Raw genomic sequence first — 23,206 nt, 5'->3', positions numbered from 1 at the left:
CGGCCGTTGCGCCGCGCGAATGCCGCGATTTTTCGACCCTCGCGGCCGCGAACCATTTTTTGCATCCGCCACAACGGATCACACAACACCATGCCTAAAAAACGTTCTTCACCCAATCGCAACGTGCAGATCGCCGATCAGATCCAGCGCGATCTGTCGGAACTGCTGCGCGAGGTCAAGGATCCGCGCATCGGCATCGTCACGATTCAGAGCGTCGAGCTGACGCCGGACTACGCACACGCGAAGGTCTATTTCACGACGTTGACCGGCGACCCGCAGCAGACGCTCGCGGCGCTCACGCATGCGGCCGGCCATCTGCATAACCAGTTGTTCAAGCGCCTGCATATTCACACGGTGCCGACGCTGCATTTCCATTACGACCAGACGATCGAGCGCGCCGTTGAAATGTCGCGTCTGATTGACGAGGCGAACGCCAATCGCGCGAAAGACGATTAAGTGCAGTCGGCGCACGCGTCCCGAGCCGCGCCACGCTGCGTGCGGCAACGCCCGGGTCGTTCAGGCGCAATTTGCTGCTCCGGATTCCATAGAAAACCCGTCTTCCCACATGACCGCACCTCAACGCCCCCGCGTGCCGCGCCGCGCACTCGACGGCGTGCTGCTGCTCGACAAGCCGCTCGGCCTGTCGAGCAACGACGCTCTGATTCGCGCGAAGCGTCTCTATCTGGCTAAAAAGGCCGGACATACCGGCACGCTGGATCCGCTCGCGACCGGCCTGCTGCCGCTGTGTTTTGGCGAAGCCACCAAGTTCTCGCAGGATCTGCTCGAGGCCGACAAAACCTACGAGGCCACCATGCGCCTCGGTATTCGCACCACCACTGGCGACGCCGAAGGCGAGCCGGTCGACACGCGCGCGGTGACGTGCGACGAGGCGGCCGTCCTTGCGGCCCTGCCGGCGTTTCTCGGCGAAATCGTTCAGGTGCCGCCGATGTATTCGGCGCTCAAGCGCGACGGCAAGCCGCTCTACGAATACGCGCGCGCCGGGCAGACAGTCGAGCGGGAGGGGCGACAGGTGACGATCCACGCGCTCGACTTGCTCGCTTGCGCGCTGCCCGATGTGACGTTTCGCGTCACCTGCAGCAAGGGCACGTATGTGCGCACGCTGGCGGAGGACATTGGCGAGGCGTTGGGTTGTGGGGCTCATCTGGTTGCCCTGCGGCGCACCGGTGTCGGCGCGCTGACGCTGGAGCATTCGGTGACGCTCGACGCGCTATCGGATGCAACGGAAAGCGAGCGAGACGCGTGGTTGCAACCGGTCGACGCCTTGCTGTCGACGTTCCCGTCCGTGCATCTGGACGAAGATGCGACGCGCCGCTTTCTGCATGGTCAGCGGTTGAAGCTTTCCGAACTCAGTCTGAGCGGTGAAGCGGCGAATGCGCCGCGCGTGAGGGTCTACGCGGCGCAAGGGCGTCTGCTGGGAGTCGCAAAACAGGGTGAAGGCGTTCTCGCGCCCGAACGCCTGGTCGTGACGACGGCGAACTAGTCCGGTCACGCGGCCCGACAGCGCGTCAGACACGCGCGCCGGCAGGCAACGCAGCCCAACGCAACTGAGCTGATTGAGCCGCTGCAATGAAAAAGGCGGAACCGCTATAGAGCGGTCCCGCCTTTTTTGCATCTCGTCGATCAAGGAATGAAACGCTAGATCAGTGCGCCGCCGCGGCTGCGGCACCGGCGTCGCCGCCGGCCTTCTCCGGCTTTGTGACCCAGATCAGCGCGATCAGCGCCACGAAGATACCGGCGGAAACGAAGAAAATGTCGTTCACCCCGAGTTGCGCGGCCTGTTGCGTGGCCATCGAATTGAATAGTCCGTACGCTTGCGGCTGACTGAAACCTGCGGCGCCCATCTGCCGGATCGACTGGTCGAAGACCGGGTTGTAGGCGTTGGCGTGCTCGGTCAAATGCGCGTGATGCATGATCGTCCGATGGTCCCACGCGGTCTGGAAGATCGACGTGCCAATCCCGCCGCACATAATCCGCACGAAGTTGGACAAACCCGACGCCGCCGGTATCCGATTACCCGGCAAACCGGACAGCGTGATAGAAACCAGCGGAATAAAGAACCCGGCCATGCCGATGCCTTGAATCAACGTGGGCAATAGCAGCGAGTAGGTATCCACGCCGGTCGTATAACGCGAGCGCATCCAGAAGCACAGCGCAAATACGAGAAACGACAAAGTCGCGATATAACGCGGATCGGTGCGCGGCAGGACCTTGCCTGTGATCGGCGAAAGCAGCACGGCGAAGAGGCCAACCGGCGCCATGACGAGACCGGCCTCGGTGGCCGTGTAGCCGATATCGGTTTGCAGCCACAGCGGCAGCAGAACGAGATTGCCGAAGTAGAGCCCGTAGCCGACCGACAGCGCGATCGTGCCGCCCGTGAAGTTTCGTTTGCTGAAGAGCGACAGGTCGACCACCGGATGCTCGGCCGTCAATTCCCACACAATGAAGAACGCAAGGGCGATCACCGCGACCAGCGTCAACACCACGATGGTGGTCGACGAAAACCAGTCCAGGTCCTTGCCCTTGTCGAGCATGACCTGCAACGAGCCGACCCAGACGATCAACAGGCCGAGACCGACGCCGTCGATCGGCGCCTTCCTGACGACCGAATCGCGATTGCGAAAGATCATCCACGTCGCGAGAGCGGCGATCGCGCCGACCGGAATATTGACGTAGAAGATCCACGGCCACGAGATGTTGTCCGAAATCCAGCCGCCCAGGATTGGTCCGGCGACCGGCGCGATCAGCGTGGTCATCGCCCACATCGATAACGCCATCGGCGCCTTGGCGCGCGGATAACTCGCGAGCAGCAGCGTTTGCGACAGCGGAATCATCGGGCCGGCCACCGCGCCTTGCAGCACGCGCGAGGCGAGCAGGAAGGGCAGAGTCGGCGCGAGGCCGCACATCCATGACGAGATCACGAACAGTATGATCGACGCCATGAAAAGGCGCACCTGGCCGATGCGGTCGGTGAGCCAGCCGGTGAGCGGCACGGAAATCGCGTTGGCGACCGCGAACGACGTGATCACCCACGTGCCCTGGTCGGCCGACACGCCGAGGTCGCCTGATATGGACGGAATTGAAACGTTCGCGATCGACGTGTCGAGCACGTTCATAAAAACGGCGAGCGACACCGCGATGGTGCCGATCACCAGTTGCGCGCCCTCGAGCGGCGGATGAGGGGCTTGCGCCTGAGCCTGAGCCATTCAGAAAGCCTTGTATGAGTCGCTGCGCGGCTTACATCAGTTTTGCAGCTGCGGGCTTGCTGGACCCGGACTGCGCGGCTTTATGCGTGCCTGCGTTCGGACCGGCGTTTTCCGCGATGATGCGAGCAATTTCCGCGTCGGCTTCGTCGCCATATTTAGCGAACACGTCTGTCTGATAGACGGTGTTCTGTGCGTTGCCCAACTGGCCGCCGTTCTCGTCCTTGATGCTCACGTCGGCTTGCATGGACAGGCCGATACGCAGCGGATGCTTTTCGAGTTCCTGCGGATCGAGTGCGATACGCACCGGCAGGCGCTGCACCACCTTGATCCAGTTGCCGGTGGCGTTCTGCGCGGGCAGCAGCGAGAACGCCGAACCCGTGCCCGCCGAGAAACCGACCACCTTGCCGTGATAGACGACCGACGAACCGTAGACGTCGGCCGTCAGTTCGACCGGCTGGCCGATGCGCATGTGCTTGAGCTGCACTTCCTTGAAGTTGGCGTCGACCCAGACGGCGCCGAGCGGCACGATGGCCATGAGCGGCGTGCCCGGCGAGACGCGCTGTCCGACCTGCACCGAGCGTTTCGCGACGTAACCGGTGACCGGTGCCGGCAACGTGTTGCGCGCATTGTTCAGATACGCGTCGCGGACTTTCGCGGCAGAGGCCTGCACGTTCGGGTGATTCGCGATCGTGGTGTTGGCGGTCAGCGCGCGGTTGGATGCCAGTTGCTGCTGAGCGGCTTCGACGCCGGCTTGCGCGCTCTTCACGGCGTCACGTGCGTGCGAAATTTCTTCCTGCGACACGGCGCCGGTTTGCGCAACCGTCAGACGGCGTTTCAAGTCGTCCTGAGCGCGCGAGAGGTCGGACTGGCGCTGAGCCACTTGAGCCTGGTACTGGTTGTCGTCGGCGAAGAGACCGCGCACCTGGCGCACCGTCTGCGCAAGATTGGCTTCTGCCTGTTCGAGCGCGACGCGGGCGTCGGCCGGGTCCAGTACGACGAGCGGGTCGCCGGTCTTCACTGTTTGCGTGTCGTCCGCGTTCACCGCGACCACCGTGCCCGTGACTTGCGGCGTGATCTGCACGACATTGCCGTTCACGTACGCGTCGTCGGTTTCCTCGTGGAAGCGCGCCACGAGGAAATAGTAGAGACCGTAGGCGATCGCGGCGATCAGGATCACGATGACGAGCAGCGTCATCATGCGCTTGCGTTTGCCGCTGTTCGCCGGTTGTGCCGGTTTGTTGGGCTGGTTGTTAGCCGCGGGCTGTTGGGGGGTGCTCATCGATGTGCTCCGGGTTCTCTCAAACGTCGTCGTTTATTCGGATGTTCGTGTGTGGTCTGTTGCGGTCGATACAGTTGCGTGCCGGCGCGATCAGTTCGCAGCGGCGGTCGCGGCCGGGGCGGATGACACGCCCGCCGGCGGCGCAGATGCCGATGCTGCGGCGGCCGATGCCGCGGCGGCCGGTGCCGGCGCATCCGTCGGCACCACCAGGCCTGTCTGCGTCGCGTCGAAACCGCCGCCCAGAGCCTTGACGAGCCCGATCTGCATGTCGCGGCGGCGCATCTTGAGCGTGGTAACCGTCTGTTCGGCGGAAAGGCGGTTCTGGTCGGCGGTCAACACCTGCAGTTGCGGAGACAGGCCTGCCTTGTAGCGGATTACGGCCAGTTCATATGCCTTCGTCGACGCGTCGAGCGCGCGCTGAGCGTCGCCCGATTGCTGGTCGATCGAGCGGATCGACGACACTTGCGTCGCCACATCCGACAACGCGTTGATCAGCGTCTGGTTGTAGTTCGCCACGTTCAGCTCGAAATCCGCATACCGGCCCTTCAATTGCGAGCGCAGCGCGCCCGCGTCGAAGATCGGCAGGTGAATCGCCGGACCGAACTGGATCTGGCGGCTGCCGGCTGTCAGGAATCGGCCCCAGCCGAACGCGTCGAAGCCGAAGCCGGCTGCGAGGTTCACGTCCGGGAAGAACTCCGCCTTCGCCTCCTTGACGTCATGCATCGCCGCTTCGACTTGCCAGCGCGCGGCGACAATATCGGCCCGACGCGCGACGAGATCGGCCGGCAGATTGTTCGGCAGCGAGACCGTGTTGCCGACGCCGAGGGCAGGCTGCGCAATTTGCAGGCCACGATCCGGACCCTTGCCGAGCAGCGCGCCCAATTGATAACGCACCACGGTGATCTGACCGTCCAGATCGCTCAAGCTCGCCTGGCTCGACGCGATATTGCCCGTTGCGGTCTGACGCTCGACGTTCGTGTCGAGACCGGCCGCAACGCGACCGTTCGTAATGCGGCCAATATCCTGTCGGTTGGCGATTTCCCGTGCAGCGATATCGCGCAGCGCGTAAAGCTGGGCGAGCTGGTTGTACGTGCTCGCCACGGACGCCGCGAGCGTCACGCGCGCCTGCTGCATGTCGGCCTCGGCCGCCTTTTCCTGCGACACGGCCTGGCCCAGGCGCTGACGGTTCTTGCCCCACAGGTCGAGATCCCACGAAGCGCTCGCGAGCACGTTGTTCTCGCTATACCAGGTGCCGCCGTACGGAGGCGGGTAGAGCGCGTTGGCGGAGAACAATTCGCGTGTCCACGAATAGCTGCCGTTGACTTTCGGATAGAGCGCCGAGCGCGAGGTTTCGATGTACGACGACGCCTTGGCGAGACGCGCCTGCGCCTGCGCGATCGACGGGCTGCCTTCCAGCGCTTCGGAAATCAGCTTGGGCAACTGCGGATCGCCGAACTGGTTCGCCCAGTCGAGCGACGGCCACTGGCCGCTTTGGCCCCCGAGACTCTCAGTGGACTCATACTGCGCCGGCGACGAAATCTGCTTGTCGCTTTTGACACCGAAGTAGTTCGCGCACCCAGTGAGGGCGAGCGCTGCCACCGCGGCGGCGACAGCGACCCGGCTCGACAGCGCGGGCGCGGACAGGGAAAGGGATTTCATCGCTCGACTCTTTGAGTGGAATGTAATGATGGACGCTGCAAGCAATTTCTTACGATTTGTTATCTAAATTGCTTGCTGCATCACGGGTCAGTCCCGTGTGTTCGCCAGAATTGAGCAGCACGCGGCGCAGCATGCTCTTCAGAAAGCCCACTTCTTCCGGGGTGAAACCGGAGAGCAGGTCATCCAGCACACCGTTGAAGATCTTGGGCATTTTTGCCGCGATTGCGTGCCCTTCCGGCGTGAGTGCAAGACGCACGACGCGCCGGTCTTCGTTGCTGCGCACGCGCGTGAGGAGGCCGCGCTTTTCGAGACGGTCGATCAGACGCGTGACGGCGCTTGCGTCAATGCCATATTCGCGTGCGAGTTCGGCCGCCAGCAGACATTTCCCGCTCGCCACCATGAACAGGATGCTGCCCTGCTGACTCGTGATACCAAGCTCCGCCATGCTGCGCTGGGTAACGAGGTTCGACATGGTCGATTTCACGCGTGAAAGCAGATAGCCGACACTTTCGCCTAGCTGGTATTCGCTGATTTCAGGCGCTGGGGTTGAGGACGGCTCCGTCATGATTCTCGTGCGAATGCAATGGTTGACTAGGCACAATTATAAGAGTCGGATGATTGACGCGGCAAGCGTTATTACAGCTTAGGCAAGGAATTTTCCGCGCTCAAGCAAGAATCGGCGCGTTTTCACGTAGGGATGAGGCGGTTTGAACGTAAGATTTGCTCATGCGGATGCGCCGCCGGTGCGCTCCCTATCAGGGAATACCAGAAAGCGTCACCAGTGCGTGCTATAATGTTGGGTTCCCAAAAGTGCGCATTGGGCTTGTCGTGGTTTTATCCTCACATTGCTCTTATACGAAGAGCGAAGCGGCATGAGCAAGCGGCGCACTCAACTGTCTCCAGGTTTCCTATGACCCGCGCCCTACGCAACATCGCCATTATTGCCCACGTCGACCACGGCAAGACCACGCTCGTCGACCAGCTCCTCCGCCAGACCGCCACGTTCCGTGACAACCAGCAGGTTGCCGAGCGTGTGATGGACTCGAACGACATCGAAAAGGAACGTGGCATCACGATTCTTTCGAAGAACTGCGCGGTCGAGTACGAGGGCACGCACATCAACATCGTCGACACCCCGGGCCACGCCGACTTCGGCGGTGAAGTGGAGCGCGTGCTGTCCATGGTCGATTCGGTGCTGCTGCTGGTGGACGCCGTCGAAGGCCCGATGCCGCAAACGCGCTTCGTGACCAAGAAGGCGCTGGCGCTCGGTCTGAAGCCGATCGTCGTGATCAACAAGGTGGACCGTCCGGGCGCGCGCATCGACTGGGTGATCAACCAGACGTTCGACCTGTTCGACAAGCTGGGCGCGACCGACGAACAGCTCGACTTCCCGATCGTCTATGCGTCGGGCCTGAACGGCTATGCCGGCCTGACCCCGGACGTGCGCGAAGGCGATATGCGTCCGCTGTTCGAAGCCGTGCTCGAGCACGTGCCGGTTCGCGCAGCCGATCCCGAAGGGCCGCTGCAACTGCAAATTACCTCGCTCGACTACTCGTCGTATGTCGGCCGTATCGGCGTGGGCCGTATCACGCGCGGCCGCATCAAGCCGGGCATGGCAGTCGCGGTGCGTTCGGGTCCGGACGGCGCGATTCTGAACCGCAAGATCAACCAGGTGCTGTCGTTCAAGGGTCTCGAGCGCGTGCAGGTGGAGTCGGCTGAAGCGGGCGACATCGTGCTGATCAACGGTATCGAGGAAATCGGCATTGGCGTGACCATCTGCTCGCCGGAACAGCCGGAAGCGCTGCCCATGATCACCGTCGACGAACCGACGCTGACCATGAACTTCCTCGTCAACTCGTCGCCGCTCGCCGGCCGCGAAGGCAAGTTCGTCACGAGCCGTCAGATTCGTGACCGCCTGATGAAGGAACTGAATCACAACGTCGCGCTGCGCGTTAAAGAAACCGGCGACGAAACCACGTTCGAAGTGGCGGGCCGCGGCGAACTGCACCTGACCATTCTCGTGGAAAACATGCGCCGTGAAGGCTACGAGCTGGCCGTGTCGCGTCCGCGCGTGGTGATGCAGGAAATCGACGGCGTGAAGCACGAGCCGTACGAGAACCTGACCGTCGACATGGAAGACGCGCACCAGGGCGGCGTAATGGAAGAACTGGGCCGCCGCAAGGGCGAAATGCTCGACATGGCGTCGGACGGCCGCGGTCGCACGCGTCTCGAGTATCGTATTTCGGCGCGTGGCCTGATCGGCTTCCAGTCGGAATTCCTCACGCTCACGCGCGGTACGGGCCTGATGAGCCACACGTTCGACTCGTATCAGCCGGTCAAGGAAGGCTCGGTCGGCGAGCGTCGCAACGGCGTGCTGATTTCGCAGGACGACGGCGCGGCAGTCGCTTACGCGCTGTGGAAGCTGCAGGACCGCGGCCGTATGTTCGTGTCGCCGGGCGAGCCGCTGTATGAAGGCATGATCATCGGCATTCATAGCCGTGACAACGACCTGGTCGTGAACCCGATCAAGGGCAAGCAGCTTACCAACGTGCGTTCGTCGGGTACCGACGAAGCGGTGCGCCTCGTGCCGCCGATCCAGATGTCGCTGGAATACGCGGTCGAATTCATCGACGACGACGAACTGGTTGAAGTCACGCCGCAATCCATCCGTCTGCGCAAGCGCTACCTGAAGGAACACGAGCGCCGCAGCGCGAGCCGTAAGGGCGCGGTGGATTAAGCAGCGCGCAACGGCCTCTGGCCTTCGCTTGAGCTGTTAGTAAAAGCCACCTTCGGGTGGCTTTTTACATTTCCGGAGCGCATTCGCGTTATTGGAAATTGCCGCTGAAGCCCGTCGCTGAAGGCCCGAGCGGCGATCCGTCTGCTATCTGCGGTATCCGTTATGTGATATGCTCCCCGGGTGCCAGTTTTAGGTCCTTCCAAGCAAGACTTGATTCGCGCAATCCGCTAAACGGTCAGGCCGTGTCGCGGAAGGTTCTGTAACCCGCTATTTCTCGAGAAACTCGAAGAAAGGTGAGCGTAAAAATGATGAAGCAATTCCAGTCGAACTCTTATCTGTTCGGCGGCAATGCTCCGTACGTAGAAGAAATGTACGAAGCGTATCTCGACAACCCGGCGTCAGTGCCCGAGAACTGGCGCAGCTATTTCGACGCGTTGCAGAATGTTCCTGCATCGGATGGCACCAATGCCAACGACGTGGCCCATGGCCCGATCGTCGAATCGTTTGCACAACGGGCCAAGGCCAACGCCTTCATCCCGCGCACGGCAACCGGCGGCGAAGACCTCGCTACCGCGCGAAAGCAAGTCTATGTGCAGTCCCTCATCGGCGCATATCGCTTCCTCGGCTCGCAATGGGCCAATCTCGATCCCCTGAAGCGCCGCGAACGTCCCGCAATCCCCGAACTCGAACCCGCGTTCTACGACTTCACCGAAGCCGATATGGACGAGGAGTTCAGCGCCACGAATCTGTATTTCGGATTCGAGCGTGCGTCGCTGCGTGAGATCGTCAAGGCACTGCGCGACACGTACTGCGGCACGATCGGTGCCGAGTACATGTACATCAGCGATCCGGAACAGAAGCGCTGGTGGAAGGAAAAGCTGGAGTCGATCCGCTCCACGCCGAATTTCTCGAACGAGAAGAAAAAGCACATCCTGAATCGCCTGACGGCCGCTGAAGGCCTCGAGCGCTTCCTCCATACCAAGTACGTCGGCCAGAAGCGCTTCTCGCTGGAAGGCGGCGAAAGCTTCATCGCGTCGATGGACGAAGTCGTGCGTCACGGCGGTGCACGCGGCGTGCAGGAAATCGTCATCGGCATGGCTCACCGTGGCCGTCTGAACGTGCTGGTCAATACGCTCGGCAAGATGCCGGCTGACCTGTTCGCCGAATTCGAAGGCAAGCACGTCGACGACCTGCCGGCAGGCGACGTGAAGTACCACAAGGGTTTCTCGTCGGACGTCTCGACCGAAGGCGGCCCGGTTCACCTGTCGCTCGCGTTCAACCCGTCGCACCTCGAAATCGTCAACCCGGTGGTCGAAGGTTCCGCGAAGGCGCGTATGGACCGTCGCGGCGACGACAGCGGCCTGCAAGTGCTGCCGGTGCAGATCCACGGCGACGCGGCTTTTGCCGGTCAAGGTGTCGTGATGGAAACGCTGAACCTTGCGCAAACGCGCGGTTACGGCACGCACGGCACGCTGCACATCGTCATCAACAACCAGATCGGTTTCACGACGTCGGACCCGCGCGACTCGCGTTCCACGTTGTACTGCTCGGACGTCGTCAAGATGATCGAGGCGCCGGTGCTGCACGTGAACGGCGACGATCCCGAAGCAGTCGTTCTCGCCACGCAACTGGCTATCGACTTCCGGATGCAGTTCCACAAAGACGTCGTGGTCGACATCGTCTGCTTCCGTAAGCTGGGTCACAACGAGCAGGACACGCCGGCTGTCACGCAGCCGCTGATGTACAAGACCATCGCGAAGCATCCGGGCACGCGCGCGCTGTACGCGGAAAAGCTGGTGCAACAAGGCGTGATCACGGCCGAAGAAGGCGAGGAATTCGTCAAGGCCTACCGCAAGGCGATGGACGAAGGCCATCATACGGTCGACCCGGTGCTCTCGAACTACAAGAGCAAGTACGCGGTGGACTGGGTGCCGTTCCTGAACCGCAAGTGGACCGACGCGGCCGACACGGCTGTGCCGCTCGCGGAACTGAAGCGCCTCGCTGAGCGCATCACCACGGTCCCGGAAAACTTCAAGGTTCACCCGCTCGTCGAGCGCGTTCTCAACGACCGTCGCGCAATGGGCCGTGGCGAAGCGAAGCTCGACTGGGGCATGGGCGAGCACCTCGCGTTCGCGTCGCTGGTCGCCTCCGGCTATGCGGTGCGCCTGACCGGCCAGGACTCGGGCCGCGGCACGTTCACGCACCGTCACGCGGTGCTGCACGATCAGAACCGCGAGCGCTGGAACGACGGCACTTACGTGCCGCTTCAGAACATCGCCGAAGGTCAGGCGAAGTTCACGGTGATCGACTCGGTGTTGTCCGAAGAAGCGGTGCTCGGCTTCGAATACGGTTACTCGACGGCTGAACCGAATACGTTCGTCGCATGGGAAGCGCAGTTCGGCGACTTCGTGAACGGCGCGCAAGTCGTGATCGACCAGTTCATTTCGTCGGGCGAAGTAAAGTGGGGCCGCGTCTCGGGCCTGACCATGCTGCTGCCGCACGGCTATGAAGGCCAGGGTCCGGAGCACTCGTCGGCGCGTATCGAACGTTTCCTGCAACTGTGCGCAGACCACAACATGCAAGTGGTTCAGCCGACCACGCCGGCGCAGATTTTCCACCTGCTGCGTCGTCAGATGATCCGACTGTTCCGCAAGCCGCTGATCGTTGCTACGCCGAAGTCGCTGCTGCGTCACAAGGAAGCCGTCTCCGATCTGTCGGAACTGGCAAAGGGTTCGTTCCAGCCGGTGATCGGCGAAGTCGACGAAACCATCGAGGCGAAGAAGGTCAAGCGCGTGGTGGTGTGTTCGGGCCGCGTGTACTACGACCTCGTCGCGCATCGCCGCGAAGCGAAGGCGAACGACGTCGCGATCGTCCGTATCGAACAGCTGTATCCGTTCGCGCACAAGCAGTTCGAAGCGGAAATCAAGAAGTACGACAACGCGACGGAAGTGGTCTGGGTGCAGGACGAGCCGCAGAATCAGGGACCGTGGTTCTACATCGAGCACCATCTGAAGGAAGGCATGAAGGAAGGACAGAAGCTGGCGTACAGCGGCCGTCCGGCTTCGGCTTCGCCGGCAGTCGGTTACTACGCGAAGCACTACGAGCAGCAGAAGGCACTGGTCGAAGGCGCTTTCGGCCGCCTCAAGAGCGCGTCGATCGCTAAATAAAGAGAACAGACGAACCGGGAAAGCGCAGTGCGCTTTCCCGTGCCGCGTTCAGCGACCGATAAAGGTCCAGGCGCGGCAGACATGGTTCGCAGGCGGTCGTCGTTCACCGCGCCGTCACCCGATACGTATTCAGGATATTCATAATGGCTATTGTTGAAGTCAAGGTTCCCCAGCTGTCCGAGTCGGTCTCGGAAGCCACGATGCTGCAGTGGAAGAAGAAGCCCGGCGAGGCTGTTGCCCAGGACGAAATTCTCATCGAAATCGAGACCGACAAGGTCGTGCTCGAAGTGCCGGCACCCTCGGCCGGCGTGCTCGCGCAAGTCATCGCGAACGACGGCGACACCGTCACGGCCGATCAGGTCATCGCCAAGATCGACACGGAAGGCAAGGCAGGCGCCGCCGCTGTCGAAGCGGAAGTGAAGCCGGCTCCGGCCGCCACGCCCGCCCCGGCCGCCGCACCGGCGCCGGCTGCTCAAGCCGCATCCGCAACGGGTGCGAACACCGCTGCTTCGCCCGCTGCCGGCAAGCTGATGGCGGAGAAGGGCTTGTCGTCGGGCGACGTCGCCGGCACGGGCCGCGACGGCCGCATCACCAAGGGCGACGTGCTGACGGCAGGCCAGACTGCTCCGGCGGCTGCGAAAGCTGCCGCGCCCGCACCGGCTGCCGCACCGAAGGCCGCCAGGCCGTCGCTGCCGGACGTCAAGGGCCCGGCATCGGCCGACCAGTGGCTGAAGGACCGCCCGGAGCAACGCGTGCCGATGTCGCGTCTGCGTGCGCGTATCGCCGAGCGTCTGCTCGAGTCGCAGCAAACCAACGCCATCCTGACCACGTTCAACGAAGTGAACATGGCGCCGGTGATGGACTTGCGCAACAAGTACAAAGACAAGTTCGAAAAGGAACATGGCGTGAAGCTCGGCTTCATGTCGTTCTTCGTGAAGGCGGCGGTTCACGCGCTGAAGAAGTTCCCGCTGGTGAACGCGTCGATCGACGGCAACGATATCGTCTATCACGGCTATTTCGACATTGGTATCGCTGTCGGTTCGCCGCGCGGTCTGGTGGTGCCGATCCTGCGCAATGCAGATCAGCTGAGCCTCGCCGAAATCGAGAAGAAGATTGCCGAGTTCGGCCAGAAGGCCAAAGACGGCAAGCTGTCGATCGAGGAAATGACCGGCGGTACGTTCTCGATCTCGAACGGCGGTGTGTTCGGTTCGATGCTGTCGACGCCGATCATCAACCCGCCGCAGTCCGCGATCCTCGGTGTGCACGCCACGAAGGAACGCGCCGTGGTCGAGAACGGCCAGATCGTGATCCGCCCGATGAACTACCTCGCGCTCTCCTACGACCACCGGATCATCGACGGCCGTGAAGCCGTGCTGTCGCTCGTCGCCATGAAGGATGCGCTGGAAGACCCGGCGCGCCTGCTGCTCGACCTGTAAGTGCCGCTTCTGCCGGTGCCGGCTTGCGATCGCGCGAGCCGGCGCCATATAAGGCATCAGGCAAGCATCACGTCTTTCGCATTCCGCAGTACAGGAACGACGCGCGCCACGAAGTGTGGCTGCGCGCCGTTCCGCCATCAAAAGGATTGTCATGTCCAAAGAATTTGACGTCGTCGTGATTGGCGCAGGCCCTGGCGGTTATATCGCCGCCATCCGCGCAGCGCAGCTCGGCAAGACCGTCGCATGTATCGAGAAATGGAAGAACCCGGCCGGCACGCTGAAGCTCGGCGGCACGTGTCTGAACGTGGGTTGCATTCCGTCGAAGGCGCTGCTCGCGTCGTCGGAAGAGTTTGAAAACGCATCGCATCACCTCGCTGACCACGGCATTTCGGTGGAAAACGTAAAGGTCGACATCTCGAAGATGATGTCCCGCAAAGACGGCATCGTCGAAAAGATGACGAAGGGCATCGAATTCCTGTTCCGCAAGAACAAGATCACGTGGCTCAAGGGTCACGGCAAGTTCACCGGCAAGACGGACGCCGGCGTGCAGATCGAAGTGAGCGGCGAGGGCGAAACCGAAGTGGTCACGGCGAAGAACGTGATCATCGCCACGGGTTCGAAGGCGCGCCATCTACCGAACATTCCGGTCGACAACAAGATCGTCGCCGACAACGAAGGCGCACTCGCTTTCGACACGGCACCGAAGAAGCTGGCCGTGATCGGCGCGGGCGTGATCGGCCTGGAATTGGGCTCGGTGTGGCGCCGTCTCGGCGCGGAAGTGACCGTGCTCGAAGCGCTGCCGGAATTCCTCGGCGCGGCTGACCAGGCGCTCGCGAAAGAAGCGGCCAAGCAGTTCAAGAAGCAGGGTCTCGACATCCACGTCGGCGTGAAGGTCGGCGAAGTGACGACCACCGAGAACAGCGTCACGATCAATTACACGGACAAGGACGGCAACGCGCAGAAGCTCGAAGCCGACCGCCTGATCGTGTCGATCGGCCGCGTGCCGAACACGGATAACCTCGGCCTCGAAGCGATTGGCCTGAAGGCCAACGAGCGCGGCTTTATCGACGTCGACGATCACTGCGCGACAGCCGTGCCGAACGTCTACGCGATCGGTGACGTGGTGCGTGGCCCGATGCTCGCGCACAAGGCCGAAGACGAAGGCGTGCTGGTCGCGGAAATCATCGACGGTCAGAAGCCGCATATCGACTACAACTGCATTCCGTGGGTGATCTACACCGAGCCGGAAATCGCGTGGGTCGGCAAGACCGAGCAGCAACTGAAGTCGGAAGGCCGCGAGGTCAAGACGGGCCAGTTCCCGTTCATGGCAAACGGCCGCGCACTCGGCATCAACAAGGCGGATGGTTTCGTCAAGATGATCGCCGACGCGAAGACCGACGAACTGCTCGGCGTGCACATCATCTCGGCGAACGCATCGGACCTGATCGCGGAAGCCGTGGTGGCGATGGAATTCAAGGCGGCGTCGGAAGACATCGGCCGCATTTGCCATCCGCACCCGTCGTTGTCGGAAGTCATGCGCGAAGCGGCGCTGGCCGTGGACAAGCGCGCATTGAACATGTAATCGCGCGCACGCCTGACTGAACGTACTCTGGCATCACCACAAAGGCGGGCGGGTTCACTCCCTCCCGCCTTTCTTTTCGCAGCAACACGATGAACGTCACCGAATACTACGAAAAAGAACTGCAGACGCGGGGCTATCAATCCGACCCGGCGCAGCGCGCGGCGGTGGACCGTTTGCAGCGGTGCTACGAAGAGTGGGTCGAGTACAAGTCGCGCCGCTCGAACGCGTTGAAGAAGCTCATCAATCGCCCGGATCCGCCGCGCGGCGTGTACATGTGGGGAGGCGTAGGGCGGGGCAAAAGCTTCCTGATGGACAGCTTCTACATGATCGTGCCGGTGCAGCGCAAAACACGGCTGCATTTCCACGAATTCATGCGCGAGGTGCATCGCGAACTGGAAGAACTCAAAGGCCAGGCCGACCCGCTCGACGAACTCGCGCGACGCATTGCGAAGCGCTACCGGCTGATCTGTTTCGATGAATTTCACGTGTCGGACATTGCCGATGCGATGATCCTCTACCGCCTGCTCGACAAGCTGTTTGAAAACGGCGTGCAATTCGTGATGACGTCCAACTACGATCCCGACACGCTGTATCCGGACGGCCTGCACCGCGACCGCATGCTGCCGGCCATCGAGCTTATCAAGGAGAAGCTCGACGTGATCAATGTCGATGCGGGCATCGACTACCGGCAACGCACCCTCGCTCAGGTGGAGGTGTATCACACGCCGCTTGGCGCGGCCGCCGACAAGGCGTTGCGCGACGCGTTCGCGCGCCTCGCCGCGGTCCCTGACGAAAGTCCGATCCTGCATATCGAAAAACGCGAGTTAAAGGCGCTGCGCAAGGCAGACGGCGTTGTCTGGTTCGATTTCGCGACGTTGTGCGGCGGTCCGCGCTCGCAGAACGACTACCTCGAACTCGCGAGCCGTTTCCACGCGGTGATTTTGTCAGCCGTGCCGCAGATGTCCGCGCGCATGGCGTCGGAGGCACGCCGCTTCACGTGGTTGATCGACGTGTTCTACGACCACAAGGTGAAGCTGCTGATGTCGGCTGCGGTGCCGCCCGAGCAACTTTACGTCGATGGCCCCATGGCCAACGAATTCACGCGCACGGTGTCCCGGATCGTCGAAATGCGGAGCAAAGAGTATCTCGATGCGCCGCGCCGGATTGTCGATACGTCGCTGACCTGAGCAGTGCCCGGGCGAGTTCCTGCAACCCGCGGGCGGTCCTTTTGCGATAGCTCACGCCGCTTCGGCCTAGCGGACTAGGTCGAAAGGCGTATTTTCAGGATTCGGATTGCTCTGATGTTCCGTGTTTGGGCGACTGGCTATCTTTGTCGAGTATCTGACAAAGGAGAAACCATGAACCCCTACCGCGACATCAACGACGAAGAGTGGCAACGCATCGCGCCGTTGCTGCCCGAACTGCGCCCGCGCTCGGAACTACGCGGACGCCCGCTTGCCAATACACGTTCTGTTCTGAACGGCGTGTTGTGGGTGATGTACAGCGGCGCCACCTGGTCGGCCATGCCACGCAAATACCCGTCTTATCAAACCTGTCATCGCCGCTTCAAGGCCTGGTACGAATCCGGCGTATTGAAGCGCGTCATGGAGCAGCTGTTCGGCGCAGCGAGTGAAGAACTGTGCGCGATGATGGAGGCGCGCATGCGCACGCACGTGAGCGCCGACCAGAAAAACGTCGTCGCAGCAGAAAAGGCGCCGGCACTGGCAACGCCCACGGCGCACACCCCAGCACCAGCCAAACCCTTGCCGTCTTCTCCGTTTGCTTTCACGTCGCCCTTCAAACACGCTGCATGACGACTCAAATCACGCGACATCACTTGGAAAAACGGCCGCACGATAACATCGTCGGCCGTTTGTCTTTTTTGGGTTGGTCAGCGCGGCTAGCGTGTATCCACTATTGCTGACGAACCCACGTTTGCGATCGGCCAAGCAGCGACACGCCGATGTAGCCGCGCACTACGAGCTTGTTGCCGCCATCTTCCAGATGCATCTTGCACTTGTATAGCTTGCCGTTTTCCGGGTCGAGAATCTGTCCGTGATCCCAGGCTTCCCCGTCCTTTTTCATCTCGCTAATGATGGTCATGCCGAGAATCGGCTGGTCCTTGCGCTCATCGGTGCAAGCGGTGCAGCGGCGATCCGGCTGGTCGTTCGGACCAAGACCCTTGATCACCTTGCCGCTCAGCGTGCCATTGCCATCCTGCGAGATCTGCACTAGTGCCTTCGGCTGTCCGGTGTGATCGTCGATAGTCTGCCAGGTGCCTACCGGAGTGTCTGTTTGCGCCATCGCCGTGACGGCGCCGGCGAGAAGTGCACCGGCAAGCGCCGCATGTTTCGCTGTGCGAAGCGCGACCGCGCGAGCGCGTTGAGTGAACTGCATCATTGTCTTCCTCCTTGATAAGAGACAGCGCGATCGTGGTCGCGCAGCGTTATTGGCATCGCGTGGAGTCATATTGCGAGACGTTAGACTCGCGATCTCGCGTGATGCTTCCGGGTTCTCCTGACGCTCGCGGCGCGAGGCCGGATTAACGGCTCTCGTGCGGCCGCTTCGTGTCGTCAGCGCAGAATACGTTAAGTGTGCGTCAAAGTGCGGACACCGTTTGATAGTGGAACCTCTAATCAGACTGCGGCACTTTCCGGCTCAATTGAACTGATACTGGAGCATGGCTTTGATACGCGGCCTGCGTGAGACGCTTTCCACGGGTGCGTTGCCGACCTCGTTGGCAACGAGAGGTCCAGGTTGTCGTGCTTCGCGTCGATAGTCCAGAAGCCTAAGGCGAGCGACGGAAGCCTCGACGGCGGGTGAGCGCCCGCATGCTGATGGACGTGCGTCATATCGAACGAATATACGGCGTGACAGTGCGCGCAACTATGTGAAGCCTGTGTGCACGCAGGGCTGGTCTCCAACACCAGCTCCGGCCCGAATGGCTCGAATGGCTCGATGCGTGGCCCGGTTGATAACTCCGCGTGAGAAACGCGCCGTGCCTATGCCGTTAATGCGGGGTACTGATGAATTAGCAGCGCGAAGCCGGAGGGCGATGTCATGAGCCCGCTCGTCAAGTTGGTTAAGAGCCTCTTGAACCGCTGAAACTGGCTGAGTCGGCCACCACCAAACTCGGAGTGCTCGTCAGTTACAAGAACAAGAGCAGGGCGCTCACCGGACCAAACGCTCGACTCGGCCTGCGAGGAGCTGCGCGGCGCGGCGAGGGAGCGTGCGCTGAAAATGCGCGCGCACTGTCCGATGAAGCCCGAGTCGGATGCAATGCTTGCCGCCTCCGATCGCATGCAGGCGCTGCTGCGCGAAGTCGACACCTCCGCCGACTCGCGTTCAGCGCCTCCGCCGCGAACTTCCGACACAGAAAAACAGGTAAGTACCAAATTTTCGACGAAGAGCCCGAAAATTACAAAAGTGAGTAATAATGAGACGATTGGGAACTAAAACAAAAACTGTCGAAGCAGGAATTACATGGACCAAAAGTCGAAACTACGACAGATCGCCGTCGCCGCGATCATGGCGTTGGGGGTAGCACAAGGCGCGTGCGCACAGGCTCAGCCTGAGGCCGATAGCAATGGAACACCCGGGCTGGTTGCCGAACCGGGTACCACAACCGCACTGCCGTCCGCTTTGCTGCCGGCGCAGGCGCAAGTTCAGACATCCGCGCTCACGCCCGACGAGGCGAAGCAATCCGCCACGGGGAACGTCGCGGAACTGCAGCAGTTGATCAAGGGCTCGGAACTCAGCGAGTTGCGCACCGCGTACAACGGCAGCTATGGAACGAGCTTACTGTTCCACGGCAAGGAGATGACGTACTACGTGGCGCTTTTCCAGCAGAAGAACTTTTGGCGCGTGATCAAGACGCAGGATGCGGCGCGTGCAGAGATGATCTATCGGGATTTCGTGCGCCAGACCGTGCAATTGTCGAGCGTAGAGATTCGCCGCACGCAACTCGAAGCGCAGAAGGCGTTCACCGAACGCATGATCGCGTTGTCACAGAGCCGCGCAAACCGTCTGCAAGCCGACCTCGACGTTGCCCGCCAGCAGCAGACGATTGTTGCGAACCAGCAGCAGCAAACGCGCGCCGAAGCGGTGGCGCTCGCGCAGCAGAAGACTGCCGCGCAGGAGCAACTGCGTGTCGCGCAGCGCCAGGTGCGCGACCTGCAGCGCCAACTCGAAAGCGGCTTGCCAGCGCACTGACCGGAACGGGTTGAACGGCCCATCCCAAGGCCGGGCGCAGCGGTGCTTCACCGCAGCCCGGCCCGCCGAAACGACGCATTGCCAGACGACAGCATTCCCATTCGCGCGGACTGCGCGCTGGTCTTGCCAAGCATGCGCTTTCCTTCTTGCCGCGCGCTAGCGCCGCTTCTTTTCTCCCTCCGGCTGCTCGTTCTCCGATGCGCGACGCGGCTCGTGCTCGTGGACGGCGATCGGGTCGCTCGCGGGGAAGCTTTCTTCCAACGCCTCGTCGAGGCGGCTATCGGTCGAGTCCATCGCCGGTTCCGCCTGCTTTCCGGCGGCGGGCGACGCAGTGTGCTTCTTGCTCGTCATAACAGACTCCCTATGAACGTAGTCGACGGTTGAGCATAACGCAAAGGGAGCGTCGGCGACATCGACCGAAAAGCATGGGACGCGCGTCCGTACACGCGCGAGGACGCGCGGATCGACACGCGGCGGGCGAGCGCCAATCTACATAAAGAAAGGCTTCAAACGTGAGCCTGCCCGCTCGTTTTCCGAGTGTCGCAGGAATGCAGTGCGCAAAATAAAACAATGACGGTCGCGTGGGCCGGCCCATCAGACCGCCTGCGCGAAGCCTGCACTGTTCAGCTCGGGAGGAGCGCAAACACGATCGGCGAACGACAAGGCGGCAAACACCATGGACAAGAAACCCGCGCGCGCCAAGCGTTTCAACGCTTCACACGTGGTGGAGGCAGAGTTGGAACATCTGGATTGGGCAACGAGACAGCCGGCGCAACGGATGTTGGACGCCGGCTACTGGCGGCGTCGCGTGTTGGCGGTCAAATGCAAGTTCGAACTGACGGACCAGCAGGTGGCGAGGGTGGAGAAAATTCTAAAGCGGCTCGGTCCTCTCGCGAAGTGACCGGCGCCGCACCGCGGACCGGTTGACGCTTACGCGTGACCGCCGCCGCCATGATTGCCGTGGTTGCCACCGTCGCCGCCCGTGCCGCCCGTGCCGAACAGGCGCCGGCGGCGCGTCACCACTACCGGAGCGTCTGACGCGCTGCCGCGCTCTGGCGCAGGCCTGTCGGATGACGGCGCCCCGTACGATTCGCGCGGTTCACGCGGTTCCCGATGCTCGCGCGGCTCCCGCGAGCCGTGCGGCCCGCGCGTGGTGTGCTCGCCATGCGACGGACGGCCCGCGCGCGGAGCCGGACGGGTTCCGGTATCGAGCTGGATCGTCGAGATGGCGCGCTTGTAAATGCCTTGCAGGCCGACGGGCGTGCGCAGCATCACCAGGTACTGATCGAACGACTCGATGCACCCTGTCAGGCGGATGCCGTTGACAAGGTAAATCTCAACGCGCTTTCGTTCTTTGCGCGCAGCGTTCATGAAGTCGTTTTGCGGATGCGATTCTGCGGAAGCCATGGACAATTCAGGTTAGAAAGACGGTTGTTCGCCGCGATTCTACCCTGTGTGGGGGCAGAACGCGTCGACGGGCGAACTGCGTCCACTATAACGGCTTGCGCTGACATAAGCACCTGATAACTATTGGCTGTAACGTTGAGTTACGAAATCAGCCGACCATTGGCCGGCTTCTTCGGCCACGGCCCGCGTTTGACCGCGTCGATGGCGGAAAAAGCCGGCACGCGGCGCGTCGGTGGAATAAAACCCGAGGCCAACGCGTTTAGTCAGGGACAGGGTTGGGCGCTGAGGAGCGGGTGCTGCAGCACTGACTCTGGTCGATGGCTTTGCATGGGAACGGAGCAAGCGCTAATCGCTAACTCCGTCCGACAGCTTTGCATGGGACGGGACTAAGGGCTAACGCGCTAACTCCCGTCGACCGTTTTGCATTGGACCCGAGTAAGCGCCGAAGGGCTAACTCTGATCGACAGCTTTGCATGGGTTCTGAGTAAGCGCTAAAGCGCCAACTCTGGATCGACAGCTTTGCATGGGATCAGAGTAAGCGCTAAAGCGCTAACTCCGGATCGACAGCTTTGCATGGGACCAGAGTAAGCGCCAAAGCGCTAACTCTGGATCGACAGCTTTACATGGATCAGAGTAAGCGCTAAAGCGCTAACTTTGATCGACAGGAGACTCGTATGAAAGCAGCTCTCAGCATTGTGGTTATGTTATTCACGCTCGCAGTGGCGTCGCTCGGGACCAGCGCCTGCACCTCCACCGCCGACAATAGCGCATCGGGCACCAACGGCGGCAATAGTAGCGGCGGCGGCTACTGAGAGCCACGCGCCGCGTGAGCTTCGAAGCAGAAGTGATCTCGTGGCTCCCGCAGCTGCGCCGCTACGCGCGCGCGCTAACGGGGGACCGCGCATGGGCCGACGACCTGGTTCAGGACACGGCGGAGCGCGCGCTTGCGCGCTGGGCGGCGTTCCGGCCGAACAGCAATCTGCGCGCGTGGCTGCTCACCATCCTGCGGCATCTTTATATCGATCAGTTGCGCGGCCGCCGCGAGATTGCCGTCGATGAAGAAAGCGCGCCCTGGCGCAACCTCGAAGCGCCGCAACGCGAGATCGACGGTCTCGTGCTGCGCGATCTGCAGCGCGCGCTGTATTGCCTGCCGATCGAGCAGCGCGAGGTGCTGTTGCTCGTCTGCGTCGAAGAGCTCAGTTATCAGGAGACGTCGAAGGCGCTCGGCGTGCCGGTCGGCACAGTGATGTCGCGTCTGTCGCGCGCGCGCGAACATCTGCGCGGGTTGCTGGAAGGACCCGCTCAGGGGCCGGCGCGAAAGCCGCCGCCGCTGAAAGTAGTGAGAAACCCGCGATGAATGACGACCACGATTTCAGCTTGCCCGACGGGGTAGACCTGCAAGCGCTATCGGCGTTTGTCGACGGCGAACTGTCGGATGCGGAACGCGAACGCATCGCGATGCTGCTCGACGGGCATCCGCAAGCCGCTGCGCGCGTCGCCGCGTGGCGCGCGCAAAAAGCAGCGCTACAGGTATTGTGCGGCGCGCCGCAGGACGACGCGCGTCGCGCGCCGGGCAACCAGGCTGGAGAGACCACGCGCAGAGCCGATGATGCCGATGAGCCCGCGGTCATCGTCCTGCGTCCGCGCACGCCATGGTGGCGGCGTGTGGGGATGGCCGCGTGCTGGCTCGCGGCGGGCGCCGGGCTCGCGCTCGCGCTCGGGCCGCTCGCGCCGCGTTTGACCGGCGGCGCGTGGAACGGTCTCGGTGCGCAGCCGCCGAGCTTCGCTGAACGCGCCGACGTCGCGTATGCTGTTTATACGCCGGAGCGGCGTCATCCGGTGGAAGTCGCGGCGAGCGAAGAAGAGCATCTGATCTCCTGGCTTTCCAAACGTCTGAACCGGAACCTTTCCGTGCCGTCGCTGCAGGAATACGGCTATTCGCTCGTGGGCGGCCGGCTGTTGCCGGGCGAAGCGGGGCCGGCCGCGCAATTCATGTACGAGAACCGCAGCGGCGCGCGGCTCACGCTGTATGTGACCGGCACCGCGCGCGATGAGACCGCGTTCCGCCTGCTACGCGACGGCAACCGGCGCACCTTCTACTGGATCAGCGACGGCATGGGTTACGCGTTGTCAGGGCCGATCGCGGAAGGCAAGCTACGCTCGATTGCCGTCGACGTCTGCAGTGCGCTCGGTGGCAAGCCCGAAGCGTGGCAGTAGCGTGACAAAAGCGGGGCTATTGCTGTGCGAGGCGCTTCCTGTAGTTCGACGGCGGAGTTTCGGGCCGCGCGTCCGGAGATGCATGTCAGGCGCGCTGCGCTAGTGCATCAGGCGCGACGGCGTGAATGATCGGATGCCCCAGGTGCCGGAGAGCAGCAAGTGCCGCGTGTGTCGCGTGTGTCCCGAGCGCCGCGAGTGCACCGAGTGCACCGAGTGCGGAGAGCCCGAGTGCCGAGTGCCGAGTGCCGAGTGCCGAGTGCCGAGTGCCGAGTGCCGAGTGCCGAGT

20 protein-coding genes are annotated in these 23,206 nt (G+C 62.3%); 13 read left to right on the top strand and 7 right to left on the bottom strand.

Annotated elements, in window-relative coordinates; translation table 11 throughout:
• The first annotated feature begins 90 nt into the window (after window positions 1–90).
• Together rbfA and truB are read left to right on the top strand one after the other, a co-directional pair.
• Complete coding sequence (gene rbfA / locus JMY24_RS08330; RefSeq protein WP_027777275.1) at window positions 91–456, top strand: 30S ribosome-binding factor RbfA; 366 nt, start codon at window positions 91–93, stop codon at window positions 454–456.
• Between the two features lie 109 nt (window positions 457–565).
• Entirely contained in the window at window positions 566–1,501 is a 936-nt protein-coding gene (truB, locus tag JMY24_RS08325; RefSeq protein WP_128590495.1) for a tRNA pseudouridine(55) synthase TruB, read from the top strand.
• A 160-nt stretch (window positions 1,502–1,661) separates the two neighbouring features.
• Here truB and JMY24_RS08320 read toward each other — a convergent pair whose 3' ends face one another.
• From JMY24_RS08320 to JMY24_RS08305, 4 genes are all read right to left on the bottom strand, one after another.
• Window positions 1,662–3,224 (bottom strand): DHA2 family efflux MFS transporter permease subunit, encoded by a 1,563-nt coding sequence (locus JMY24_RS08320; RefSeq protein WP_128594866.1) that lies wholly within the window; start codon window positions 3,222–3,224, stop codon window positions 1,662–1,664.
• 31 nt (window positions 3,225–3,255) lie between these two features.
• Window positions 3,256–4,503, bottom strand: a complete 1,248-nt coding sequence (locus JMY24_RS08315) for an EmrA/EmrK family multidrug efflux transporter periplasmic adaptor subunit (protein WP_201701812.1) — start codon at window positions 4,501–4,503, stop codon at window positions 3,256–3,258.
• Between the two features lie 90 nt (window positions 4,504–4,593).
• Window positions 4,594–6,162 (bottom strand): efflux transporter outer membrane subunit, encoded by a 1,569-nt coding sequence (locus JMY24_RS08310; RefSeq protein ID WP_201701810.1) that lies wholly within the window; start codon window positions 6,160–6,162, stop codon window positions 4,594–4,596.
• Between the two features lie 49 nt (window positions 6,163–6,211).
• Window positions 6,212–6,727 (bottom strand): MarR family winged helix-turn-helix transcriptional regulator, encoded by a 516-nt coding sequence (locus JMY24_RS08305; protein ID WP_128594868.1) that lies wholly within the window; start codon window positions 6,725–6,727, stop codon window positions 6,212–6,214.
• Between the two features lie 345 nt (window positions 6,728–7,072).
• Between JMY24_RS08305 and typA the strand changes: the two genes are divergently transcribed.
• From typA to JMY24_RS08275, 6 genes are all read left to right on the top strand, one after another.
• On the top strand, window positions 7,073–8,899 hold the full coding sequence (gene typA, locus JMY24_RS08300; RefSeq protein ID WP_020070123.1) for a translational GTPase TypA: 1,827 nt from the start codon (window positions 7,073–7,075) through the stop codon (window positions 8,897–8,899).
• Between the two features lie 305 nt (window positions 8,900–9,204).
• Window positions 9,205–12,066 (top strand): 2-oxoglutarate dehydrogenase E1 component, encoded by a 2,862-nt coding sequence (locus tag JMY24_RS08295; RefSeq protein WP_128590112.1) that lies wholly within the window; start codon window positions 9,205–9,207, stop codon window positions 12,064–12,066.
• A 143-nt stretch (window positions 12,067–12,209) separates the two neighbouring features.
• Complete coding sequence (gene odhB, locus JMY24_RS08290) at window positions 12,210–13,502, top strand: 2-oxoglutarate dehydrogenase complex dihydrolipoyllysine-residue succinyltransferase (protein ID WP_201701808.1); 1,293 nt, start codon at window positions 12,210–12,212, stop codon at window positions 13,500–13,502.
• Window positions 13,503–13,653: 151 nt separating this feature from the next.
• A complete protein-coding gene (gene lpdA, locus JMY24_RS08285) occupies window positions 13,654–15,084 on the top strand; it encodes a dihydrolipoyl dehydrogenase (protein ID WP_128594871.1) in 1,431 nt (476 codons plus the stop codon).
• An 89-nt stretch (window positions 15,085–15,173) separates the two neighbouring features.
• Complete coding sequence (zapE, locus tag JMY24_RS08280; RefSeq protein WP_128590239.1) at window positions 15,174–16,271, top strand: cell division protein ZapE; 1,098 nt, start codon at window positions 15,174–15,176, stop codon at window positions 16,269–16,271.
• Window positions 16,272–16,385: 114 nt separating this feature from the next.
• The gene (locus JMY24_RS08275) at window positions 16,386–16,898 is read left to right on the top strand and encodes a transposase (RefSeq protein WP_201701806.1); all 513 of its coding nucleotides are present in this window, start codon (window positions 16,386–16,388) and stop codon (window positions 16,896–16,898) included.
• Between the two features lie 100 nt (window positions 16,899–16,998).
• On the opposite strand, the gene JMY24_RS08270 is transcribed toward JMY24_RS08275, so the two are convergent.
• Window positions 16,999–17,484: a DUF2147 domain-containing protein gene (locus JMY24_RS08270; protein ID WP_128594873.1), complete on the bottom strand. Its 486-nt coding sequence runs from the start codon at window positions 17,482–17,484 to the stop codon at window positions 16,999–17,001.
• 1,083 nt (window positions 17,485–18,567) lie between these two features.
• On the opposite strand from JMY24_RS08270, the gene JMY24_RS08265 reads away from it, so the two are divergent.
• Entirely contained in the window at window positions 18,568–19,296 is a 729-nt protein-coding gene (locus tag JMY24_RS08265; protein WP_128594874.1) for a DUF2968 domain-containing protein, read from the top strand.
• Between the two features lie 156 nt (window positions 19,297–19,452).
• On the opposite strand, the gene JMY24_RS08260 is transcribed toward JMY24_RS08265, so the two are convergent.
• Entirely contained in the window at window positions 19,453–19,647 is a 195-nt protein-coding gene (locus JMY24_RS08260; protein WP_128590231.1) for a hypothetical protein, read from the bottom strand.
• A 325-nt stretch (window positions 19,648–19,972) separates the two neighbouring features.
• On the opposite strand from JMY24_RS08260, the gene JMY24_RS08255 reads away from it, so the two are divergent.
• Window positions 19,973–20,197, top strand: coding sequence for a hypothetical protein (locus JMY24_RS08255; protein ID WP_128590228.1), 225 nt, complete (start codon window positions 19,973–19,975; stop codon window positions 20,195–20,197).
• A 29-nt stretch (window positions 20,198–20,226) separates the two neighbouring features.
• Here the strand turns inward: JMY24_RS08255 and hfq are convergent, their stop codons facing one another.
• A complete protein-coding gene (gene hfq, locus JMY24_RS08250; protein WP_201701804.1) occupies window positions 20,227–20,703 on the bottom strand; it encodes an RNA chaperone Hfq in 477 nt (158 codons plus the stop codon).
• Between the two features lie 674 nt (window positions 20,704–21,377).
• Between hfq and JMY24_RS08245 the strand changes: the two genes are divergently transcribed.
• From JMY24_RS08245 to JMY24_RS08235, 3 genes are read left to right on the top strand one after another with little or no spacing between them, the layout of a single operon-like run.
• Complete coding sequence (locus JMY24_RS08245; protein ID WP_164853464.1) at window positions 21,378–21,515, top strand: hypothetical protein; 138 nt, start codon at window positions 21,378–21,380, stop codon at window positions 21,513–21,515.
• 14 nt (window positions 21,516–21,529) lie between these two features.
• Window positions 21,530–22,060, top strand: a complete 531-nt coding sequence (locus tag JMY24_RS08240) for a sigma-70 family RNA polymerase sigma factor (protein WP_128592497.1) — start codon at window positions 21,530–21,532, stop codon at window positions 22,058–22,060.
• Complete coding sequence (locus JMY24_RS08235) at window positions 22,057–22,920, top strand: anti-sigma factor family protein (RefSeq protein ID WP_201701796.1); 864 nt, start codon at window positions 22,057–22,059, stop codon at window positions 22,918–22,920. The genes JMY24_RS08240 and JMY24_RS08235 overlap by 4 nt, the downstream gene beginning before the upstream one ends.
• Window positions 22,921–23,206 lie beyond the last annotated feature (286 nt).

The sequence above is a fragment of the Paraburkholderia kirstenboschensis genome (assembly GCF_904848585.1).
Taxonomy (GTDB): domain Bacteria; phylum Pseudomonadota; class Gammaproteobacteria; order Burkholderiales; family Burkholderiaceae; genus Paraburkholderia; species Paraburkholderia kirstenboschensis.
The sequence above is the reverse complement of the archived record's forward strand: the minus strand, read 5'-3'. Positions and strand labels throughout refer to the sequence as shown.